This is a genomic window from Paenibacillus sp. L3-i20 (genome assembly GCF_022180385.2).
Taxonomy (GTDB): Bacteria; Bacillota; Bacilli; order Paenibacillales; family Paenibacillaceae; genus Pristimantibacillus.
Genome location: NZ_BQME02000002.1, coordinates 1,632,765 through 1,654,404 on the forward strand (window position 1 = coordinate 1,632,765; position 21,640 = coordinate 1,654,404).

26 protein-coding genes are annotated in these 21,640 nt (G+C 41.5%); 6 read left to right on the forward strand and 20 right to left on the reverse strand.

The annotated features are described in order from the left end of the window. Position 1: 1 nt before the first annotated feature. From MFF31_RS21430 to MFF31_RS21495, 14 genes are all read right to left on the reverse strand, one after another. Positions 2–373, reverse strand: coding sequence for a DNA-packaging protein (locus tag MFF31_RS21430; RefSeq protein WP_238190880.1), 372 nt, complete (start codon positions 371–373; stop codon positions 2–4). A 9-nt stretch (positions 374–382) separates the two neighbouring features. Next, positions 383–607 (reverse strand): hypothetical protein, encoded by a 225-nt coding sequence (locus MFF31_RS21435; protein WP_238190881.1) that lies wholly within the window; start codon positions 605–607, stop codon positions 383–385. Positions 608–650: 43 nt separating this feature from the next. Then, positions 651–1,706 (reverse strand): major capsid protein, encoded by a 1,056-nt coding sequence (locus MFF31_RS21440; protein ID WP_238190882.1) that lies wholly within the window; start codon positions 1,704–1,706, stop codon positions 651–653. A 21-nt stretch (positions 1,707–1,727) separates the two neighbouring features. Beyond that, positions 1,728–2,096, reverse strand: a complete 369-nt coding sequence (locus MFF31_RS21445) for a hypothetical protein (RefSeq protein ID WP_238190884.1) — start codon at positions 2,094–2,096, stop codon at positions 1,728–1,730. Between the two features lie 18 nt (positions 2,097–2,114). Continuing rightward, positions 2,115–2,753, reverse strand: a complete 639-nt coding sequence (locus MFF31_RS21450) for a phage scaffolding protein (RefSeq protein ID WP_238190886.1) — start codon at positions 2,751–2,753, stop codon at positions 2,115–2,117. A 79-nt stretch (positions 2,754–2,832) separates the two neighbouring features. Next, positions 2,833–3,108, reverse strand: a complete 276-nt coding sequence (locus tag MFF31_RS21455) for a hypothetical protein (RefSeq protein ID WP_238190888.1) — start codon at positions 3,106–3,108, stop codon at positions 2,833–2,835. Between the two features lie 11 nt (positions 3,109–3,119). Then, positions 3,120–4,151: a minor capsid protein gene (locus MFF31_RS21460; RefSeq protein ID WP_238190890.1), complete on the reverse strand. Its 1,032-nt coding sequence runs from the start codon at positions 4,149–4,151 to the stop codon at positions 3,120–3,122. After that, entirely contained in the window at positions 4,151–5,635 is a 1,485-nt protein-coding gene (locus MFF31_RS21465; protein ID WP_238190892.1) for a phage portal protein, read from the reverse strand. Before MFF31_RS21465 ends, MFF31_RS21460 begins: the two co-directional genes overlap by 1 nt. Before the next feature lie 14 nt (positions 5,636–5,649). Continuing rightward, on the reverse strand, positions 5,650–6,933 hold the full coding sequence (locus MFF31_RS21470) for a PBSX family phage terminase large subunit (protein ID WP_238190894.1): 1,284 nt from the start codon (positions 6,931–6,933) through the stop codon (positions 5,650–5,652). Next, positions 6,923–7,825, reverse strand: a complete 903-nt coding sequence (gene terS, locus MFF31_RS21475; protein ID WP_238190896.1) for a phage terminase small subunit — start codon at positions 7,823–7,825, stop codon at positions 6,923–6,925. The genes MFF31_RS21470 and terS overlap by 11 nt, the downstream gene beginning before the upstream one ends. A 25-nt stretch (positions 7,826–7,850) precedes the next feature. Next, on the reverse strand, positions 7,851–8,063 hold the full coding sequence (locus MFF31_RS21480; RefSeq protein WP_238190898.1) for a hypothetical protein: 213 nt from the start codon (positions 8,061–8,063) through the stop codon (positions 7,851–7,853). Positions 8,064–8,192: 129 nt separating this feature from the next. Further along, entirely contained in the window at positions 8,193–9,224 is a 1,032-nt protein-coding gene (locus tag MFF31_RS21485; RefSeq protein WP_248565550.1) for a DNA cytosine methyltransferase, read from the reverse strand. Then, positions 9,221–9,757: a ParB N-terminal domain-containing protein gene (locus MFF31_RS21490; RefSeq protein WP_238190902.1), complete on the reverse strand. Its 537-nt coding sequence runs from the start codon at positions 9,755–9,757 to the stop codon at positions 9,221–9,223. Before MFF31_RS21490 ends, MFF31_RS21485 begins: the two co-directional genes overlap by 4 nt. A 44-nt stretch (positions 9,758–9,801) precedes the next feature. Further along, a complete protein-coding gene (locus MFF31_RS21495) occupies positions 9,802–10,251 on the reverse strand; it encodes a hypothetical protein (RefSeq protein WP_238190904.1) in 450 nt (149 codons plus the stop codon). A gap of 130 nt (positions 10,252–10,381) precedes the next feature. Between MFF31_RS21495 and MFF31_RS21500 the strand changes: the two genes are divergently transcribed. Beyond that, the gene (locus MFF31_RS21500; RefSeq protein ID WP_238190906.1) at positions 10,382–11,596 is read left to right on the forward strand and encodes an acyltransferase family protein; all 1,215 of its coding nucleotides are present in this window, start codon (positions 10,382–10,384) and stop codon (positions 11,594–11,596) included. A 1-nt stretch (position 11,597) separates the two neighbouring features. Here MFF31_RS21500 and MFF31_RS21505 read toward each other — a convergent pair whose 3' ends face one another. The 5 genes from MFF31_RS21505 to MFF31_RS21525 all read right to left on the reverse strand — a co-directional run bounded on the left by MFF31_RS21505 (position 11,598) and on the right by MFF31_RS21525 (position 17,029). Further along, complete coding sequence (locus MFF31_RS21505) at positions 11,598–13,505, reverse strand: hypothetical protein (RefSeq protein ID WP_238190907.1); 1,908 nt, start codon at positions 13,503–13,505, stop codon at positions 11,598–11,600. 12 nt (positions 13,506–13,517) lie between these two features. Beyond that, positions 13,518–15,335, reverse strand: coding sequence for a fibronectin type III domain-containing protein (locus MFF31_RS21510; RefSeq protein WP_238190908.1), 1,818 nt, complete (start codon positions 15,333–15,335; stop codon positions 13,518–13,520). A 139-nt stretch (positions 15,336–15,474) separates the two neighbouring features. After that, complete coding sequence (locus MFF31_RS21515; protein ID WP_238190909.1) at positions 15,475–15,804, reverse strand: hypothetical protein; 330 nt, start codon at positions 15,802–15,804, stop codon at positions 15,475–15,477. Positions 15,805–15,882: 78 nt separating this feature from the next. After that, on the reverse strand, positions 15,883–16,221 hold the full coding sequence (locus MFF31_RS21520) for a YolD-like family protein (protein WP_238190910.1): 339 nt from the start codon (positions 16,219–16,221) through the stop codon (positions 15,883–15,885). A 529-nt stretch (positions 16,222–16,750) separates the two neighbouring features. Then, entirely contained in the window at positions 16,751–17,029 is a 279-nt protein-coding gene (locus MFF31_RS21525) for a hypothetical protein (RefSeq protein WP_238190911.1), read from the reverse strand. Between the two features lie 474 nt (positions 17,030–17,503). Between MFF31_RS21525 and MFF31_RS21530 the strand changes: the two genes are divergently transcribed. Genes MFF31_RS21530 through MFF31_RS21540 form a run of 3 tightly spaced genes read left to right on the forward strand, consistent with a single transcriptional unit; the run spans position 17,504 to position 19,861 of the window. After that, positions 17,504–17,716, forward strand: a complete 213-nt coding sequence (locus MFF31_RS21530) for a helix-turn-helix domain-containing protein (protein ID WP_238190912.1) — start codon at positions 17,504–17,506, stop codon at positions 17,714–17,716. A 50-nt stretch (positions 17,717–17,766) separates the two neighbouring features. After that, entirely contained in the window at positions 17,767–19,428 is a 1,662-nt protein-coding gene (locus tag MFF31_RS21535) for a recombinase family protein (protein ID WP_238190913.1), read from the forward strand. Between the two features lie 7 nt (positions 19,429–19,435). Further along, positions 19,436–19,861 (forward strand): MFS transporter, encoded by a 426-nt coding sequence (locus MFF31_RS21540; RefSeq protein WP_282570603.1) that lies wholly within the window; start codon positions 19,436–19,438, stop codon positions 19,859–19,861. A gap of 264 nt (positions 19,862–20,125) precedes the next feature. Here MFF31_RS21540 and MFF31_RS21545 read toward each other — a convergent pair whose 3' ends face one another. Continuing rightward, a complete protein-coding gene (locus MFF31_RS21545) occupies positions 20,126–20,833 on the reverse strand; it encodes a class I SAM-dependent methyltransferase (RefSeq protein WP_238190914.1) in 708 nt (235 codons plus the stop codon). 186 nt (positions 20,834–21,019) lie between these two features. On the opposite strand from MFF31_RS21545, the gene MFF31_RS21550 reads away from it, so the two are divergent. Then, positions 21,020–21,253, forward strand: coding sequence for a hypothetical protein (locus MFF31_RS21550; protein ID WP_238190917.1), 234 nt, complete (start codon positions 21,020–21,022; stop codon positions 21,251–21,253). Positions 21,254–21,383: 130 nt separating this feature from the next. Further along, entirely contained in the window at positions 21,384–21,575 is a 192-nt protein-coding gene (locus MFF31_RS21555; protein WP_238190919.1) for a hypothetical protein, read from the forward strand. Positions 21,576–21,640: the final 65 nt, after the last annotated feature.

A 21,640-nucleotide genomic window follows, 5' to 3' on the forward strand; every position in this document is an offset into this window, starting at 1 on the left:
CCTACCACCTCATTTTTCGGTAGCGGTTTAGATCTACACGGTAATTTGTAACTACATCCTCAATACTTGCTTTTGAAGTATTCGTAATTCCTCTGCCACTACCACCAGATGAAGTATCGCCCACACTGATGTTAACTGCCCCATCACCCACCGTATCCGCAATCTCTGAGATATGCGGCAATTCAATCCGAACAACGTCGATAGTCATTGATGCCCACACGTATTTGAGTCCATCAGGTACGTTATCAAGTCCGCAATAGTGCATGATCCGATACCCTATTTCATCGACGTAGCTAAGAATTGAAGAATGATGTTCTGCATCTTTCAATCCAAGTCGGCGGTCCACTATTTCAAGTACTGCCATATTACTCATCAAATTCACCTACTCCGGGAATCGAATTAATCCTTCGGCTAAGAGCTCTTCTGCTTCTTCCTCTGTTAATGAGGACTTCTCTCCCTCTTGATGCAGACCATCTGTGTATCGGACATTTTTAGTCCAAATAACCTCAACTTTTTTGGGCTTCTTTTTCTGTTCTTTATCTTCGTGTTTAGCTGCCATCTTAGCTGCCTCTTCTGCTTCCAACTTCGCTTTCTCTTCGTCACTCATATTTCATTCCCCTTTCAAAGTGAAAGAGAGGCCTCGGCCTCTCTTATGATGCTACTTTCGCTATAAATATAGTGTCGATTTGTTCAAATGATGGAAGCACGATCTCGGATACTATTGCCTGAACATTAACAGGGTGTGCTTCCTTAATCGTCGTTATTGCAACACCAGTACTGACTATTTGTACTTCTGCCGAAGTTGCTCCACTCAATAGATCAGCTTCCTCAGGCGTAGTACCATACCAAGTGCTGCCCAAATTACCTTCCGGAAATAGAGTGAAATAATCATCAGGGTAAAACTGGTGAGTGCTACCATCAAGCAGTGCATATTTTTTGTTATACACAGCGATCGACAACCCGAATTTTGTAAGAAGATACTGGCGCATTGTTGCATCAGTCACGATAACATTTTGCCATCCAACAGGGTTCATGTCTTTTAAGAAGCCCTCATTTTTCATGATATAGCCCCATGTTTTACGAGTACAAAGACCGCGTTTAGGACGAACACCTGTGTCGCTCTCAATCTTATCTTGCCAGCCAGTGATATGACCCGCAATATCGGCCAAAGGATTACTCCATTTCTGAGCAGGGTCAGCAATCGTCTCCATATGATCAGCACTCATACCATAGTTGTAATCATGGTCTTGGCGTGTCTCAGCGGACGTAATACGAATTCGGCCACTGGATAATAGCTGCATGATCTGACGCTCAGGGATTACCTCAGCACCAAGCACAAGCGCCCCAACGTCATTAAATATCTGACTTAGCAAAGGCATAATGTATTGATCATTGGTATTATCCTGCAAGCGGAGAAGGTCCTGACGATCTTTTTCCCCGATACGCATAGCCTCACGGAAGAACGGCATTTCCGTTTCAACTTTGCTAAATCCGATACGGTCACGCAATGTTGCCTTTGTATCAAATGCGGAAGGCTGTAGTGATACTGGTAATCCACGAGAACCTTTGATCCAGCTTAGGTCTAGACCTAATTTCTTTCTAGCAGGAAACAGCGTTGACCCCAAGTATGGAACGGAATTACTAGGATTGTTAGCCATGAACGTAGCAATCGCATTGGCGCTAACGTAATCAAAAATTGTAGGCATGTAATAGCCCCTTTCTGCCCTTTAGGCAAGGAATGTAATTTGTTTAAGTGCGGTAACTTCTGCAGCATCTGGTGCAGCAGGTAATTTTGATCTATTGATAAATCCATGGATGACCATTGCACCTGATGCTGGACCATAGGTAACATCTACATCATCAAAAAGAACCCCCTCAGCGTTTGACACACCTGTGGTTGTTACTGCTTTTTTCACCTTTGTAGCTGGTGTTGTAAGTGTGCCACCCCCTACAATCGTTCCTGCTGGCACAATCTTTTTACCATCCACCACTACCACTCCAGCATCATCAACAGTTACTGGGATAGCAACGTAGTGGTCAGGGAACTTGAGGATGCCCTTCTTATTCGTATAAGTCGTTTTAATAAATTTACTCATCTACAATCTGCCTCCTTATCATTCAAAATAGGATTGTTGTGCTTTTGCAGTGTCCGCATTTGTCTTGCTAAAATCTGCTATTCTCTTACCAAAATCACTTGCAGCGTTACCACCGCCACCATTACCACCTGAGCCGCCGCTTTCGTTAGGTTTTGTACCCTTGAACTGAAATTGATTGCCGCCCTTATCTTCCGGAACAAACAAAAAAGCCTTGCTCGTTTGCAGGGCTTTAAACTGATCATCGAAACCGCTTTTCACATTACCGGCCTCATCCAATTCAATTTTCGTTTTGTCTATCAATCCAGATACGAGGTCTACATCATGCACCTTACCAGACAGCGCCATTTTCAAAGCTGTGTTGGTTTGGAGCTCCTTAAGGTCAGCATCGTACTTTTCCTGTGCGATCTTGTTCTCACCTTGTAACTTATCAATCTGATCTTTCAGAGTTGCATTGTCACCCGCTGACTTCTTTAAGTCTTCGAGTTGTTTGTCACGATCTTTGATAGATTCATCAGCAGCCTTTTTCGCATCATTGATCTCTTTGAAGCGATGCTCAGGAACCCAACCTTTATAATTTGTTTCCACACCTCCTACAATAGCTGTGATCTGAGTATCTGTCAGACCCTGTGCTTTCAACAACTCTTTTAACCAATCCATATCTCATCAACCTCACTTGGTATCCCGGTTGTGTCCGGTTAATTTAAATGGGCCGTGGTAGTCTCAGCCATGGCCCAAATCAGATGATTAATTCTGTATATTCCGCTAAAAAGTCTGTAGATTTAGCGATCGACAATGATCCATCTTGCTTCTTAACGATAAAATCGCTTATTCCAGCTACTAAGACATCATATGAACTACGGATAACTCTCAACTTCACATCTTGCGGTGCCGTGTAGTCTATCGATATAGGCCATGCTACAAAGTTAATAATCTCTTGAACATGTGCCGGTTCAGTATTAGTAAATTGAAGAGCTGAACAGATTACTTTCCGCTGATACTGTTTTACAGGCACTCTCACACCTCCTATGAAACATACTTATCGTGCCATTGCTTGTATGTCATGTTGCCAGGTACATTGTATTGTTTGCCGTCTGCGCCGCGGGCGATTCGTTCGCCTACACTTATTTCATCTTCAAAATAAGCAGTCGTAGTAGAGCGACACCTAACGTGTAACGGCGGGAAATTGACTCCAACTTCCTTCTCAGACAATTTAAACACCTTCTTATCCATCCATTGACACTTATCGCTTGTTCGACTGTCTAAGGTAGCAAGGAATTCATACTTCCTAACAATGCCGCTCTCCTTGTATGCAGCAAATGAAGCTTCGTTTTGAATATGGCTTGCTTCTGTGCGTACTAAGCGCTCGGCAGACTTCTTTCCAACTTCCATTCGCTCGGCTAAATTAGCTGCAACTTTCTTGCTGCTTTCGCCGCGAATAATCGATTGAGTAAATTCAGTCTGTAACTGCTGAACTAGTTTAGTGTTATTGCCCCAAATCCTCTTACTAAAGTTGCTCTCTTGCCATGGGCGATGGATTATTGTATCTACCGTTTTTTGATCTACTTTAGCAAATGAAGCGCCTATTCCTACACCCTTTTGCAGCTCAAACAAAGTACGATAATAGGTATCCGAATATACATCCGACAACAAAGCTGTCATAGCTTTATTTTGCGCTGTACTTAGATTTTGAATAGATGCTTCAACTTGAATCTGCAATGCCTGTAAACGGGTAACACGGACCTTATAATAGACGTTATTAAGTATTTGGGTCCAACGTCCATCAGGATTATCTTTAGCAAGCATGATAAACGTTTCGAGATCCATGTTAAATTCCTTTAGTTCCGATCCGTTTAACATCTTCCTAGCATCTCCAAGCGATATAAAGCCATTGTTGTTAGAGAAGCGCTGATAAAAGACCTCAATGTACCGCCTTATCTCTATCATAGCGCGGTCAAACTCTAGTTTTAATTCACCTTCACTATAATGGTCTGCTTTTGCATGCTGTGCTCTTGCTAGCTGTTCTGCACGTATACGCCAATAATCTTGAGAGTTCATTAGTCTTCAACTCCCGATGGCTTAGGAGCGTTAGGTTCTTTATTCGCATCCCTATACGGGTCCAAATCCTCCAATTCCTTCTCACGCTGCAACTTCACTCTCTTAAGCTCTGCCTGAACATCCGTCACATAAGGATGTTGAGCAATAAGCGTTTCGTCCGACAGTATACCTACGCTATCCTTAATACCAGTGATTATTGCTGCTTCGTCAATTGGCATATCCTTGTTAAAGATAAATTCAACTTCTTCTGCAGAGTAATCAGTACCAGTAGTGTTGTGTATATGGGTGTCAATGAACCATCTCAGTTGCTCAAGGCTTGCTTGGAACTCCGTTTCAACCATGCTGCAATCAAGGTCTAGGTCTGAATATAAGAAACGCAGTGCTATTCCAGACGGTGCACTACCGATCTCTACGCCTTGCGTATCCACTCCCCGACCAAACTCATAAATGTCTTTTCTATTCTGTTCTTGGTGGTTTTTGTATGCTTCTGTGTCGATCTCAATACCCACAGTTTCAATACCACCATCACCATCAACAAAAGCTGTGCGGTATTGTGAAATATTCCTCCTGAACTCCCCGCCATTCGTGCCTGCATAGTTCTTAACGACATAGATACTATTCGGTAAGTCCTCCAGATTGTTGCTGTTATCCGATTTCTTTTCGTCATAGTCATCTACTAGTGACTTTATTAATTCAACAAGAGACTGTTCTTCCTCGTTATACTTCCAAGCAATAAACGGGATGCGTTCCCAGTTTAGAGCTTTTTCTTCCTTACCATCGCTAGCTAAGAAGTGTGAGCCTATTGCCCCTGCTTCTACATCAGGAACAAACCCCGTTGCTCCAGTAGTGTAGCGCCTTACCCCGTTCAAATCCCAAAACTCAACCTTCTCACTAGTGGTGCGTTTCAGCCCTTCGTAAACTTCGACGGTGTACACTCGAATGATTGCATCAAGAATCGTGTGGTCTTCATCAGCCCATAGCGGAATGATTTCCTCGCTGTTCATTTTCTTGAAACATAGTTTACTTTCCTCATCGTAATAAACATGCCACCACGCAATACCTTTATTAACTGCTTCTTTTTTTGTTGATTGCAGTCTGCGTAACATAGCCTTGTTGAAGTGTGTTTCAAGTTCTTCTTGATAAGTTTCGTTATCACCTTGTATAGTGAGCGGCTTGCCTAGTAAGTAGCTGACTTTCTGATCTACGAGCTTGCGAACAAACCCGTTAGCCAATTTGTTGTTTGCCAAGTTACCAACTACTTCTAACGCACCACTTTGCCCTATCACAGTTCGTACACGATCGTCTATATCTGTCTTATTCCTATAGTAGCGAGCACCGATGTCCATCCACTTACGTTTTTCAGAGCGTTTCCAGTCGTTTATCTCTATATTGATGATTTGCTCGATTGATGCTGCGGAGCGCGCACCTCGTATAATGATGTTATTAATCTCGCGCTGTTCCTCACCAGTGGGCCATAATGACATTTACATTCTCCTTCCTAACTAGCGTCAGGGAAATAAACGCCTGATTTCTTTTTAACGATTGTCCTCACAAAGTAACGATCACCGTCCATTTGATGGTCGTTTTCTTTCACTGGCTTATCTTCACCACGTGCTGCCGCTTTCTCATCCCATACATAGGATGAAAACTCCCGAAACGTCTCAGTGCAGCAATCATTGTACTTGATCAAGCCCTCTACCAAAGCGGAAGCTACATCACGTATCCCGTCAATCACGCTATTATCTGCTTGAATAACGGGGAACACGCCACGTTTTTTTATGGCCGCTATAAAAGAAGCCGCCGAGGGGTCAATTATTACACCCTTAAGCGACAGCTTGCCTACAAATTCTATGAGATCGTCACAATACTCTTCATCTGTTTTCTGCCGGCTTTTCTTACGTCCGTCATAGTGGTATTCCTTCACCTTGTACCATACGTCTTGACTCTTGCCCCACAATCCGAATGTTGTTGGGTTTTGTGTGCCGTAGTCGCAGCTTACATAATACTGCTCATACCTTCGTTCAATCGTTTTTCTAACATGCTTATCCTTATCAAACATGTCGTAGATAACGCCTTCTGCCATTACCCATAAACCAAGAATGTAGCGCATATAGAACACACCGCTAAACATGCGCTTGAAGCGATCTTTTACTCTTTCGGATAACGAAAGGTTATCATCCATTGTAAAGTGTAGGACTAGAATCTTCTTTTCCTTGGCTTTGTCGATGTAATCTGTTTTAAACCAGTGATACGGACCACCTGGATTACAGTTAAAGAATATCTTTGCCCCTTGATCTCCTGTTTCAGCGGAGCAACGACCAATTGTTTGCTTCACAAACGATTCAGGGAATAGCGCTACCTCATCCAAGTATGCACCAGCTGCTGTAAGCCCCTGTAACGTGTCTTGACTGGCTTCGTTATTTGCTCCGAACAAATAATACACATTAGAGCCAATAGCTATGTGAGGATTCTCCGATCGATGATAGTGATAGTCAATCCCCTTGGCAGTCAATATTTGAAACATCGGCTCAATTACATTACGCTTAAGAGCACCCATGGACTTTCCTGCGAGGATGAAGTTCTTGTTCTCATGCTTCGCCAATGACCAGGTAATGAATGAATCTATCATTGAAATTGTCTTACCAGAACGAATAGCTCCCTCGGCAATTATCATGTCATAATTCCGATACTTACTACTGTCTGTCCACCACATTAGGAGTTTCTTTTGTTTCAGGCTAAAGGGCTTAAACTGAAATGAAGTTGTTCGCCGCTTACGCTTCATCGTCAATTACCTCGTCGTCTGCAAACACATCTTCTGCTCGAGCATCTAAAGTCGCTTCATATCGTTTACTTGCTTCATGAGCATCTTCCCCGTCATTTTCACCTTTGAGAATCTGCAATTCATGCTTGAGCTTTTCAATTCGCAGCTCTTTTTCCTTATCAATTAACTTGTTCTTCAAATCGATTGCCCTAATTTTCTGTGCCTGCACACGTGTTAGGGCTTCTTCAATACGAAGAATATCATCAACTGCTCTAAATGTTGTTTCCGCAACCTCAACAGTAACCAATTCTTCCTTCGTGGTCGCTACTGTCTTAGTTAGCCCTGTTCTTTCATCATGTACAGGGTATGCTTCCTTTTTGGTTCGAAGTTGCTGGAGAACACGACGTTCACTCTCTGTTAACCCTTCCGTCAGACGGTTTATACGCTGCAGCATTCGGCGTTCACGAATGGTCAATAGTCGTATTGACTCGTCTGTCTGTTGCACTGGGTCTGTGCTGATACCATCAACTAACTCACGTTCCAAATCATCCAGTGTATCAACCCATATGGATTCAAACTCTCCAGTTCGCACGGCTTTCTTGTTCCCAAATGGACCACCAGTCCCACCAGAGTTACCTATAGCGTTCTTATTACCCTTAGGAGCGCCCCCATTGTTCCCTACAGCGTTTTTGTTACCCTTTGGCGCTCCCTTTCGTTTAGTAACGTTACCCTTATCATCTATGGTAACGTTACCTTTCAAAACGTCATCCCATTTGTCTAGGCTCTTCCACTTCCTAATCTGTGTTTCACCAAGAGCTAAAGTAGCTGCAATGTCCTTAAGCTTCATATCGCCATTGCTATCTAGCCACATCTGCATAGCTTTCATTCGATCAGGGCTACGTTCTCTCGCCACTACAAGACCACCACCCCCGACTTTATCATATCTCGTCTTTCTGTAGCTCTATATCCAGTTCAATAAGCTTACGCAGATCATCAACACTATTTATTTCGATACGATTGTCTTGAAAGTCCTTAACCCATCGAGCTATAGCTGCCTTAATAATTCGTCTGTATTGTTCCTTTGACTCCATTATTCCCTGCATAACTTCTAACTCATGTTGAGCTATCAAATCATCGTTTGGTGTTCCCATTGCTGTTCCCCTCGGCTTTCCGTTATTATGGAAGCGAGATAGCGGATTCTCGGAAATGCCACGCGTGGCTCGCCGCTATCTCTGCCGGGGGATACCCTGGTCTATGGGAGGACGTTTGCGCGTCCTCTTTTATTTTTGAAACCATTGCAAATATATTTGTTCCGCAATACGCTGCATCATTACTGGCGGTACGCTCATACCGCAAACGTATTGCACACTTGCATCCATAAAGTCATAATCTGACGGAAATGTTTGCATTCTAATGATGTCTAAGTCAGAAATGTGTCTTGGAACATCATCACGAAGAAATACCGATGAACTGGCTAGTGTATTTGCTACCTTCTGCCCTTTTAACAGTATCGTGTTGAAGTTGCTCATCTTTCCTTCCTCACGCTCTGTCACATCACCCATATTCAAGTCCCTTGGTCTCTTCAAGTGCCAGCGAGCATATGTCTTGCTTTCAGGGTTAATGGTCGAGCCATCACCAGTACGGATATCTCTATATAGAACGGGTGGATCGTTAAAATTCAATTCTAAAGGCGGCAAGCTCAGGTCATTCCTTGTAGCTATAAAAAATAGACGTTCCCGTTTTTGCGGTACGCCCATTGTTGCGCTATTCAGAAGGAATAGTTGTACCCTGTAGCCCATTTTACGGAGCCTCGATATAACTAGGCTTACAAACCCCCTAGCTTTACCAATCATCATTCCTTTAACATTCTCAGCTATGATTACCTTTGGACGAAGCCTTTCAGCAACATCTAGGAAATCGAAGAATAAGTCATCTAATTGCTGAACAGCCTGACCTTCACGGAATGCATACTCTCCACCCCATTTATCCTCCCTTACACCTGCAGTAGAAAACACACTACATGGTGGCGAACCATCTAATACATCCAAATTAAACAGCTCTGGAGGGATCTCATGATCCGGCAGCAGCTTAAACTGTTGAATCGGCATTAAAAAAGAAAACCGCGGGTTATGGTTCTTTTTGTAAATACGCATCATTTGTGGATCAATCTCCACGTTTCCCAACACTTTGAATCCTGCACGTTTATATCCCATCGTGGAGCCGCCACCACATGCGAAGCAACTAAATACCGTTCTTCCGTTTTGCGGGACTCTGGCGAGGTCAGAGAGTTTCCATTCCCATTGTGGGATCATGCATCTACCTCAGAGTCAAATACAAAGCCGCACCGTGGACATTTACAATCAAAGTTCTCTTCGTCAAATTCAGATATGCTTAACTCTCTGTTTTTGAAATCTCCTAATTGATCATCTATAGGCTCTGTAAAATCAGCGAGTAAGCGGTTGATTTCCGAGCCATCATAACCTGTAAGCTCAACATCTGCTCCATTGGATTGCAGTTCATCCAAAAGACGGGCAAGGCTTTCATCATCCCAACGACCTGTAACCTTATTGAGTGTAATGTTGAGCAATTTTTCCTTTTCGTCGTCTAAATCAACGACAGAAACGTCAAGCTCCGTATTTCCACTCTCATTCACCATTATCTTAAATCGTTGGTGTCCACCTACCATATTCCCTGTGCGTTCATTCCAAACGATCGGCTCTACATAGCCAAATGTCTCTATACTCCGCTTTAACTTCTCGTATTCGGGATCACCTGGTTGCAAATCAACTCGGGGATTGTATGTTGCTGCATTTATCATGCTAATGTTGATCGTTCTTATCTCCATTATATCCCTCCGTAGTGTTGAGTTGGTTTTCTGGACTCTTCCAATTACTTAAAAGTTGCTCTTCCTGTCAATAATACCGATTTATTACCTGACGAATCTATCATTGTACTCTCATGATAATAGTTTCCATTTAAATCCATAGTGTCTTCTGGTTCAAGTTGTATCATGAAATCATTTGGTTCGCCCCCATCTACTAACTCAATATCTAAAGGTATCTCTTTAATTAAGATTTCTGTTGAATCGAAAGGGCTCTTCCTCAGTGACCACCGTATGGACGAGCCTGTAAGATTTAATCCTTTACCTTCTTCTGTGACAGTTACAATCAAATTCTTTGTCTCACCAGCGAACATCGTGAAATTCTGTGAAACCTTTGCCATCACGACATCCCCTTCTAATCGAATGTTCAACACTCTCTCAGCCTCAAGCCTTATAGTTCCTACTTGCAGCTGGCTTTCATCGTAAGCGCCCGTTAGTGCTAAGTTTCCACGTTTCATAACCTACGAGCCCCTCCCCTTGGTACCTCTAACTAACATTTCCCCGTTAATTAAATTTGTTCTTGTTAAAGAACGAACAATACCTTAATATCGAATTAGTACATCTTACCTACTTTTAGGAGGACTAATTGTGAAACAGAGATTTGAAGAACTAGATTCATTAAGAGGGATAGCTGCAATGTCGGTTTTAGTCTTCCATTGTCTAATATCCTTCCCTCTCTTCTATAATGCGAACTACAGCCAACAGTTTTCGAACAAACTTGTTGAGTTTTTTACAAGCACTCCACTTAAACTGTTGTGGTCTGGCAATGAGCCTGTCTTATTATTCTTTGTTTTGAGTGGCTTTGTGCTAGCCTTACCATTTTTAAAAAGAGCTGACTCACCTGGCCCGGCATATTGGACTTACGCCATAAAGCGATTTTGCAGAATCTATATTCCATATATCGCAATTATGGCCGTCTCAATTATTATCATGACAGCATTCGCAAACCACTCTCCGGATACAAACATGAGCCCGACCTATAACGATAGATGGGATCATGCTGTATCAATTAAAGCGATTGTCGCTTATATTCTCATGCTAAACTACGATACGACGAACGTGAACGGAGTCGTATGGACCCTTTTCCATGAGATGCGCATTTCATTAATTTTCCCATTATTAATGATCGCAGTAGTTAGATTCTCGTGGATTAAGTCACTTCTCTTAACATTCACTTTTACCGCAGTCGCATTTGTTGCAATTGGTTACTTGTCCAACTTCACACCCGACGGATTAACCTCAGTAGCAGTTTACTCACTCAGGGAAACAGTTTATTATACCCCCTTCTTTCTACTAGGAGCCGTTCTTGCCAAATACAGAACAAGTTTGACTTCGATCTTTCAGCCCTTCAACCGACTTGTTAAATGGATGCTGACATTACTTTCTCTAACTCTCATAAGTAATAACTGGCTATTTTACACACTCTCATTCAAACAACCCATTGCACAAGATCTCATGACTGCGATCGGAATTTTATTACTATTCATAATAGTTATAAGCTCCAATACAAGATCTGTTCTAACGACGAAGCCTTTATTATTTTTAGGGAAAATATCATATAGCCTATACCTCGTACATATACCAGTGATTATGTTGTCGAGTTTATACCTGAGTAAATTTATCTCAATGCAAGTAGCATTCCTTCTAGTCCCTGTTATTTCAGTTCCGATCGCTTACTTCTCATATAAATTCATTGAGCTACCTTCAATTTCCGCGGCACAAGTATCAATTAAATGGTTATCAACTCGTAAGTTAAGTTCATTTAAATTGATTACCCCCCAAAAGAAACCAATAATTAAATAGGTTATCTAGTAAAGTAGATTTTCGTACCATCAGCCTTTTGAAAAAAAGGCTCTTTGGTCGTGTAATCGAACCCAATAAACTCCCCTGAATCCGCTAAGATTATGCTGCTGCTTTTTCGACCATTATTAACTAGCTCAATGTCTTTATCAAAAACTTGCTTATGCATATGATAGTTACCGTTAACTACAACCAATTCTTCCATCGAGTCGCCAATCATCAAACCGTTCTTCGCATGGATCCCATTCTCTCCAGTAAAGTAGACCTTCCACTTTGACCCAGTGTAGACCATGCTACTGCGGTATAAGCCGGTCCCGTAAAATGATTCCCTATCCCCGTTCTTCTCCAGAATCACTTTCTTAAACTTGAAGTTAAGTCCATCTATGCTAGTGCAATAGATAAGCCGTTGTCCTACTCTTGTATGATAGAGCAGATGATAAACGCCATTTACAAAGAGCAAGTCAAGGTGCCAAGGGTTAATGTAATTATCGAGCTTACATATGACCTTTGGTGTCCAATTGATTGCGTCTACGCTCTCTGAGTATGCAACCTGACAATACCCTCCTGGCTCGCCGTCTATTTCGTCGTCAATGTACCACATACGGTACTTTGTGCCGTCCCAAAACAGGGCATGTGAGCGAACCATTTTACCCACTGGTGAGTTACCAAACTCCAAATCTATAAGTGTTTCTCTAGCGCTCCACGTTACGCCATTACTCGATATCTTACGGATGATCCATGTAGGTTGTGGATTACCGGTCCCTGTCCAATTTTTGTGACAGATACGATAAAACACTTCCATCTTGTTATCCTTAAGCACTAAGTGCGGATCACTAAAAAAATCCGAATTGTCTATCTGAGGATTAGTCAGATCGTCAATCGGATTTACAAGTCCTTGTGGTGCTCGCCAATCAATGCCATCGTTTGAGCAGTATATATGAACGCTCTCCCAACGATCTCTATAAGGTCCAATGCCTATAGGGTACGGGGTGTTAGCCATCCAATATTTATATCCATTCCATCCATTAGGTACATAAAGAACTGAAGGATGATAAGGTTGATTTGTCTTTGAAAAGTCAGGAATATACAACGGGTTTTGCGCTTGATGAATGAAATGTTTGTACGTCTGTTTACTCAGCGCTCGAACGTCTTGCTCTGCCCCAACTGTCTTTGTGTAAAGCGTGCTCCTGTCATCTATGACCGTTACATTACGAGCCATAAAACCTTCTAGCGGCGTTCCCCATGTGTTTGTTCTGCGATCGGCAATAAAGCCTAAACCGCTACCATGAGAGTAGGATTGAAACTGTCTTAAGTCAGATGGAGTAAGTACTAAGTAATCAATAAACGATGTTGCCCCACTCTTTTTAAGGCTAAGTCTTATGCTACCATCTGTCGTCCTCACTAATCTAAGTCTATCCCCGTTGTTATGTGTCAGCTTATCCGTTGTGAGGGCTGTGAACTTAGCCGACTTAATCATGGCAGACCCTTTTTGATCTCCAATATCATATTGTGTCAGATTTGGTCTTAATGTAATAACAAGCCCCACTGTCTTATCTCCACCGATTAATAAGACTTGACTGTTAGACTTACCGCCAAAAAAGACATCAAACTCTACTGAGTTAGCATCAATATAAACTGGCCGCAACGACTCGCCTGACCCTAGCATTACATTTAGGCTTTGGTTTGCGTCCATAAACACAAGGTCATCAAAATCATCAGGAAGCCATGGGCTCCGTTGAACAAGGTTATGCACCCCATCTCCAGAAGATCCTCCACCGCCTAATGCGGAGCCGTTAAAGGTTGGTACTCCTCCACTCTCTCCAAATTTATCGAGCGTTGATCGATTTGAATGTGTGTGGCTATTTGGATCAGGACGAGACTCGCCGCCCCTATTTGTTGACCAACCACCCATGAAATAACCTCCTTACTTGAGTGCGTTAAAGTTACGTGTCCGCTCAGCCGCTGTAAGCGCACGGTTATAGTATGCGGCGTTTTTAGTAACTGCAGTTTGATTACTACCATTTTTCCCACCGATAGTTAGGCCTTTGACTCCACTACTATCAAAGTTTATATTGCTACCACATGCCACTTGCCCTTTGAGCACATTATCGATATACAACGACAAGTGAGATGCATCCCTGACATAGACTATATGGTAAAATCGATCATTAGATATTGCTGTATTGGTAGACTTTGCAATCGTGATATATGAGTCAACGGAAGTAGATGTATTACGTCCAAAGAAAGTAGTATCCAATTGATACCCGCCATCGATACGAAGTCTTACTCTTGAGTTGCTATTTGCTTCCTGCTGCCGAGAAAGCAGATTGATGTACTCTCCCATAACTTGTGCTGTTAATACCAATGTAAATTGCTCGGTTCCATTAAAGTACTTATTCGGGGTTGTAATTGCACTATCATTAACGGGGTTATTTGCGTAATAGATAAGCGAAGCATCCTCTACATGGCCCGTTTCGATGACTGTCGCTTTGGTTCTCGCTGTTACACTAACCCCATTAGCCACATTACCCGACAAGTCTTTTGCTCTGACGCTAAAACTATATTGAGTATCAGCTGATAGCCCCGTTACATTGTAAGTAGTGCCGGTCACATTAATCAAAAATACACTATCCTTGTATATGTCATAACTCGCAACATCTAAAGACACAGAAGCAGACCAAGACAGCGTTAGGCTAGTTTCTGTGTGATTGGCAGCTGCTAAGTTTGTAACTTCTGCTGGAGCCGTTGTATCAGGAGGAAGTGTATTGCTTAAAGTAGTAACATTGACTGATGTACCCGTCGAGATGTTTCCAGAAGCGTCCTTAGCTTTAACCATAAATGTATAGCCAGTTGCTGCAGTCAAATTTGTGACGCTAAATGTTGTTGTCGTCACCGCAGCTAATAACGTCGACCCTCTGTACACCTCATAAGCTGCAACATCATTACTCACACTCGCTGTCCAACTTAATAACACACTCGTCTCAGTTGGCGCACCCGTTAGGTTAGTTACGCTTGTAGGAGCTGTTGTATCAGGTGGTTGACTGGCATTTAGCGTTGTTGCCGTCACTGATACACCACTTGATATGTTGCCCGCATTATCCTTAGCTTTTACTGTAAATGTATAGGCAGTAGCTGCTAAAAGCCCCTGGATATTGAGCGAGGTTACAGTAACGCTCTGCACTAATACGTTACCGTTGTACACCTCGTAAGCTACTGTATCCTGTGACGTCGAAGCAACCCAACTTAACTGCACGTTTCTCTCACCAGGTACACTCGTTAATAACGTCACATTCACTGGTGGCGTCGTGTCTGGGGGATTAACAACTGGGGGAATATCCCCGAAAATACCATACGCCCGAAATTTACCGCTGGCCGTTACCATAACAGTCGTAAATGGTTTGAAAGACTGCTCAAACCCTTCCGCAGAATCAACTTCTATTACATTACTTCCAATTGTCACCGTTAAAGGATTGTTGCCAGTGTTAGAAATCCCAAAGCCGACAGCTTGCTTGGAAAAAACCTTTGTTGTATTTGCTGATCCCGTAAAGTATTCATCTGAATAAACACTCTGCCCGCCACCCACACTGAGCGGAGTTTTTCCATCAGGACCAAAAACAACTACTGGGGTAAAAAAGCTTTTGCCATCCTCAGTAATCCGAATAGCTCCAGCACGTTTTTTTAAGTCCTCAGGGAAAACAAACCTTTCTTCCACAGTTAACACCTCGTTCCTGTTAGTATTCAAAGAAAAAAGCCACCCCTTAGGGTGACTATAAGTTGTATTGACTGACCAAATCAAACATGCTATATTATTGGCAACCGAAAGCATCGGAATCGAGTCGTATGGGAGAGCATCCCCGCGGCTCTTTTTTTGCTTTTACGACTTACCGCCCGCCATCTATTACCAAGAGTTTACCCATTAAATTCGTCATTTGCAGCACTGCTTTTTCAGTATGTACAGGCCATCGATCTCCGCGCACTGACTTAAACACAGCCAAACTATTCGGATTATCAGGATCGGTTGTAGTAATGTAATTGATATCTTCCGAACATAAAAACTCTACTTTTCCTTCACTATCTTCTGCAATCATAAACATAAATTCATGATTGTCTGAATCTGACGGGAAAGTTACGAGTTCATTAGGTATGACAAATTTGGCTGGCTGTCCATTTTGTTGGTTAAGTAATATTGTGTATGCAACCTTTTCGGTCATTGAAATCACCTCCACTTAATTATTCTATCTAAGTAGAGAGTTTCCTTTTTACCAATTCATCATACTAGCTAATCAGTTTTAAGAATTGATACTAGCACCCTCGATATCTTTTATATCAAACCACTCGCCATCGACCATGAATCGTTTTTTCAATTGATCCACTCGATCAACTACGCCGACTATAGTTAATTCTTCAAAAGGATGATACATGCGAAGAGTGATCTGTTGCCGCATTGCCATAGACTCGGAAACATCCCTTGAAATGTCTTCCCATTCTTGTTCATCAAGACTTATCCTACTTCTACGCTTCGACTCTTTGTCATAATCATTCATTGCTTTCCTATGCTCAGGCAATATCATTCGACTAGATTCCCATAACCCATTTCCTTCTAGCTTTTTACGTTGTGGCATTGCCATAAAAACACCGTCCTCATTATTTGATGTTTTTATTATATGCGAACAAACGTTCTTAAACCAGTCTTGACATTAAAAATAATTTGCCCCGCAGCTAAACAAAACGGCGGCCTCACCAACTACGGGGCTGGCCTAGACGTAGCCTAATCCACTTAGGCTTGTTCAATCAATTTTTGGTTTTTAATGCACATCGCCAAACGCTCCAGTTTAGTTTTTAGGACGCTGTAGATTATCTCGCTCAATTGTATGAGTCGAGGTCTAGCGTCTATAACGGTTGAAACCTGAGCGTTTGGCGACGAGATATGAGAGCGCCATCGACATCAACTACATTTGATAATCATTTAGTACTCTCACTATTAGATGGCAGCTGATAGACAAAAAAACGCACTTATAAACTTGTCCTATGTAACTATCAAAGAACAATATATGTAAAGGGCAGTGTGTACGACTGCCACGTGGCGGAGTTCCGCGACCATACCGTTAGTTTCAACGATATGGTTTCGTCCACTTCCGTTGTGGACTCATCAGGCGGTTAATCTAGATAACGAGACATGCTAATCGAGTACTGCTGCTTAATCTTCTCGAAAGCATTTATTGTAACCTTATAACTGTTCAAACCAGGTCGGCTTGTTTCTTGTTGGACGATACCCCGCCCCTTTAGTTCAAGCGAAGTGTAAAGGAAGTAATGGTTGCCATAGTGACTTAGACTCGCTTCGATCTGAGCATTGACTTTTCGCTCATCAAGTTCTGGCATATACATGTGTACACCCTTCACAATTCGATCTGCTGGGAACTCAATTACTTTTGACATTTCAATATCCTCCCTCACGTTCGCCCGCCGGCTTATTTGCGATTTTTTAAAGCCTTAACCAATCCGATCAAACTAACCCCTAAAGCTGCTACGATGATGACCCATGTGATTACTTCCATCGCTCTTCCCTCCATTTATTTTAATCATGCTATATGTTAAGATTGGGTGGAGGGAGCCTCTAACTCCCTCCTAGGAACCTATTTACGTTTGCGTGTGCGTGTGGTGCGCTGGCGTCGTTTGGTTCCTTTTTTCTTTGTCTTACGGCTTGTCCGACTTACAATGATTGCAGTGTAGAACTGAATGACCGCCGTTAAGAGCAAAACCCAATCTTTCATTTTCTCACCCTTTCGGGAAGTGTTATATCAACTTCCTAATACAAATATACCACTTGTTGATACACAAGTCAATACAATGTATCAACTAATTGATATTTAATTTTAGTTAGCTTATACTAAATCCAGGGGGTGTTACTTTATGATTATCAATCATCTAAGTGAAATTTTGGGACGTAAACGACTCAGTCAACGAGATGTTGTCAGAGGCACAGGACTGGCAATCAATACTGTTGCTGGTTTATATAATGACACTGTTAAACGTGTAGATTTGGAGACCATCGAAAAGTTATGTGTCTTTTTAGATGTATCAGTAGGAGAAATTTTTGAGCATAAAAAAGAGCAGGAAGCATAAACCTTCAAGATTTCGTAGTACACATGAATTAAATATTAGGAGCTGTAAATATGGCGTACATGTCAAGTGTCGATTTTCTAAAAGCCAATGGTGTCGTGAGCATCTTGAACTATAATCGAAAATCACGGAAAGAAATTGATCTAGAACGTAAAACGGGCGAAGATACATTGAAAAATATGCGAGACCTTATGGATCGCATTCTAGCACCTTTAGGGATACCCTATATACAGATGGATGAAATTGGGTCAGGTGATAAGATTGAAAGTCGACCTGTTTTTCAAAATGTTCTTAAACTTCTTGAGCAAGGACTCTATCAAGCGATTGCAGTTAAAGAAATTAGTCGTATGGGGCGTGGAAGTTATGCTGATATGGGAGTTATCTATGACCTTATTGTAACGAATCGCATTTTTATAATAACTCCATCTCGTGTATTTGACCCGAAGAATGGATCTGATACACGACAGATTAGATTTGAATTATTTTTTGCACGTGAAGAGTTTGAAACAACCAGAGAACGATTAACTGGGGGAAAAATAACTAAAGCCATGGAAGGGAGATGGACAGCGGGAAAAGTACCCTTTGGTTATACTCGGAATAAAAACACTCGCAAGCTTGAAATCGACCCTGAAAATGCGCGTATTATTAGAATCATCTTTGATTTGTTTGCTTACGGAATTCCTATTAAAGGGTCGGACAAGAGGAGAAATGTTGGTTCTAGGTCAATTTCAACCTATCTATTGTCTCAAAAAATACCTACATCTACCAAGCGAGGTGAACGCTGGTCGACTGGAGTTATCGAATCAATTTTAATTAACGATGCTTATATCGGTACAGTAGCTTATAACCGTACGGAAATACTGCCAGACGGGACTAAAATAGAAAGACCATTAGAAGAACATGTTATTGTTCACAATGCTCATGAACCTATTATCGATTTAGTGACTTGGAATAAAGCACAAGCTAAACTCGCACTTGATACTGACGCACCTCGAGTTAAATTACAGGCAACTATAACAGAGCTGACCAGCCTCTGTGTTTGCAAAGTATGTGGTTACAAAATGACAAGAAATCAGCGGAGAGAGAAGTATAAAAAAAAGGATGGGGAAATTTCCATCCACAATAAAGATTTTATGGTTTGTAGATACTCACAATGTACCTCAGTAAAATATAATTTAGTCCTTGATCAATTAGTCGAAACAATATCCTATTTAAGAGATTTAAAAGATGATGAAATTGAAACTACACTTCTCTCGATTTCATCTAGCAGTTCTGACAACCGACCTAAAGAATCAGTCAAGGACATTGAGCAATATATCGAAAGACGAAACACAGAATTAAAAACAAGATTGAAATTCATTAGAGATAAATACGAGCAAGGTAAATATGACGACGAAGAGTTTGAAGAAAGCAGAAATGAAATACGCGATGAGCAAGCCAAATTAAAACAAATGCTCTTTAATTATAACGAACAATCATTAGATAACAAACCTGAATTAGATATCGCAAAAGTAAGGGGAAATTTCAATTCTGCTTTACAGATTTTTAACAACGCCGTAGATCCAGAAGATAAGAATAGAATTTTGAGATCCATTTTTGAAAAGGTTTATGTGGAAGTAATCGAAAAAGGACGGCGTAATAAACCAGGTAAATTCATACTTTATCCTGTTCTAAGATACAGTTTTATTTATGATGATTTCTTTTTGGTGTTATGAGTAACTCATCGTATCAGCGGTAAGTGAAATTCCGATTCTCTTTCTACTCGGCAAATATGGTCATAAATTTAAAGAGCTACCGCTACTCATGTTTGCTTCCATTATGTATGGGCTCAGGCTTTGGTTTCTAAGCCAAATAACTGATCCAAGTTGGGTCGTCGCAACCCAACTTATGCACAGCGTCTCTTTTGGCATTTATTTCTCTACAGCGCTGCGATATATTTCACAGCTTATCCCTGACGAGTTCCGCGCATCAGGTCAAGCAGTATATACGATCATTTGGACAGGGTTGGCAGGAATTATTAGCGGTGTATTAGGAGGGTTCATCTACGAATCATTCGGACGTGCAATTTACTATCAAACAGCTACTGGAATCGCTGGCGCAGCAGCAATTGGCTTCCTGCTCTACCACTTCAGTCGTTGGAACCGATAAAGATGGAATATTAATCTTGTCTTGTGTGGAAACAAGCGTAAACTGCTAAAGCCGTCCTTTGGAGGCTTAGTTTTCGTTTCGCGGAGAAATATAAGCCTCTTATAAGATGAAAAACTTATAAGTTCTTATATTTTAAACAAGGACCCTCCTACTAGTGGAGAGTCCTTGTTTTTATTGCCTTGATTTGCTGAATAGAGACAATTACATTTATCATTAATAATGATTCGATTTCTGGTTTTAAATTTCTGTAAAACGGATCATACTTTAAGACTTTTTTCGAATATGCAAATAGTGCTCGGAACCAGGAATAAATGGTAGATGCGAATCTCTTCGTTCAACTATTCCACCTTCCGAACTAATGAGTTGAATGAGCTCATCAAGACGATCATAAGGCTGAAATTGCAGTGTAATAAGAGGGTATATCCGAATTTGGCCATTTGGTTTAAGTACACGCAACATCTCTATAATTGAAGCTAGATGAAATGTAAAATCAAATTGAGTACCGTAGAGAAACATAAAATGACTGCACAACACATTAGAAAATGTATTATTTTTAAAGGGAAGCACAGGGAGCTTACCATCAATATAAAAACTGTTCTTATTCTCACGCTGAACATGATCTGCAAACTTACTCAATGCATCCAAGCGACCTCTTCGATGAACATCTGTTGAACCATAATAACTCCAGTCAAAGTGTTCCTTAAGCGCTTCTAGCTTTGCCGTTGACGTTTCGATTTCTTGGCGCGCCTCAGTGACCAACTTATTAACATCACCAGCATATCTAGGATCAACTGCGTAAGCATCATAACCACGTTCTCTTGCTTCAGCTATGAACGAGGAACCTCCTGCTGCAATATCCAATATTGCGCCTTGCTTTAGCTCAGTATCCGTTAAGTCAAACATACTAAGGTACTCAACATAACTTCTGCAAGTCATAGCAACGCCAACTTGCTCATACTGTGGTTTTTCCAAATAAACCCTCTCCTCGTCTCATCTCGTCTCATCTCGTCTCAACTAAACTCTACTCAACTGGTATTTCTCTGCATAAATAGCCCATCAAACAATTGACTCAAGAGACGGTTCGTATTGCTTACCGTCCCCATAATGGCTATCATGTTAACTATACTATAAATCAAATATCTAAAGGTGGCTATTTCAATGTTTAAAAAACATCAAATTTACAAAATCGACAATTACAATATGCTGACAGTTGTTGTACAGGGAAAAACTCTAATTGTCAGAGAAATATCAGATCAATGGGGCGAAGATTGCCACACATTCGTTAGCCGTCAAGAAATGCTTCACTGGGCAAAAAATCGTTACCGCGCTGAGCAATTTGTAGGTCGCGAGGAAGAACTAGAAAGCATTATGAGCAATTTAAAAGAAGTTTAAGCGGATACCACCATGTAGATAGAGCTGTTCTTAAAACCCCATGCTTCATGTGAAGGAATTGTAGCATGGGGTGGCGAACATAACGATTGAGTTCTTTGCATAGTTAACGATAGGAGGCTGTTTTACGAACATGGATCCAAATTCATCAACTATTATTTTCATTATTGCGGCGTTCTCCCTAGGCCTCGTAGTTATATTGAAGCGGGACACATTACCGCCAAAAATGCGGCGCGGGATGGCGATTGTCTCCATCTCACTCATCGCATTTGCCTTTTTCCTTATTGTTTATTCACTATTCAAAATGGGTACAGGAACTTCTTAGTTTTATTGGTAGGCAGACTAGAAATATGCTTACCATCTTAGAATAACTTCCTCTTCAAACGGACA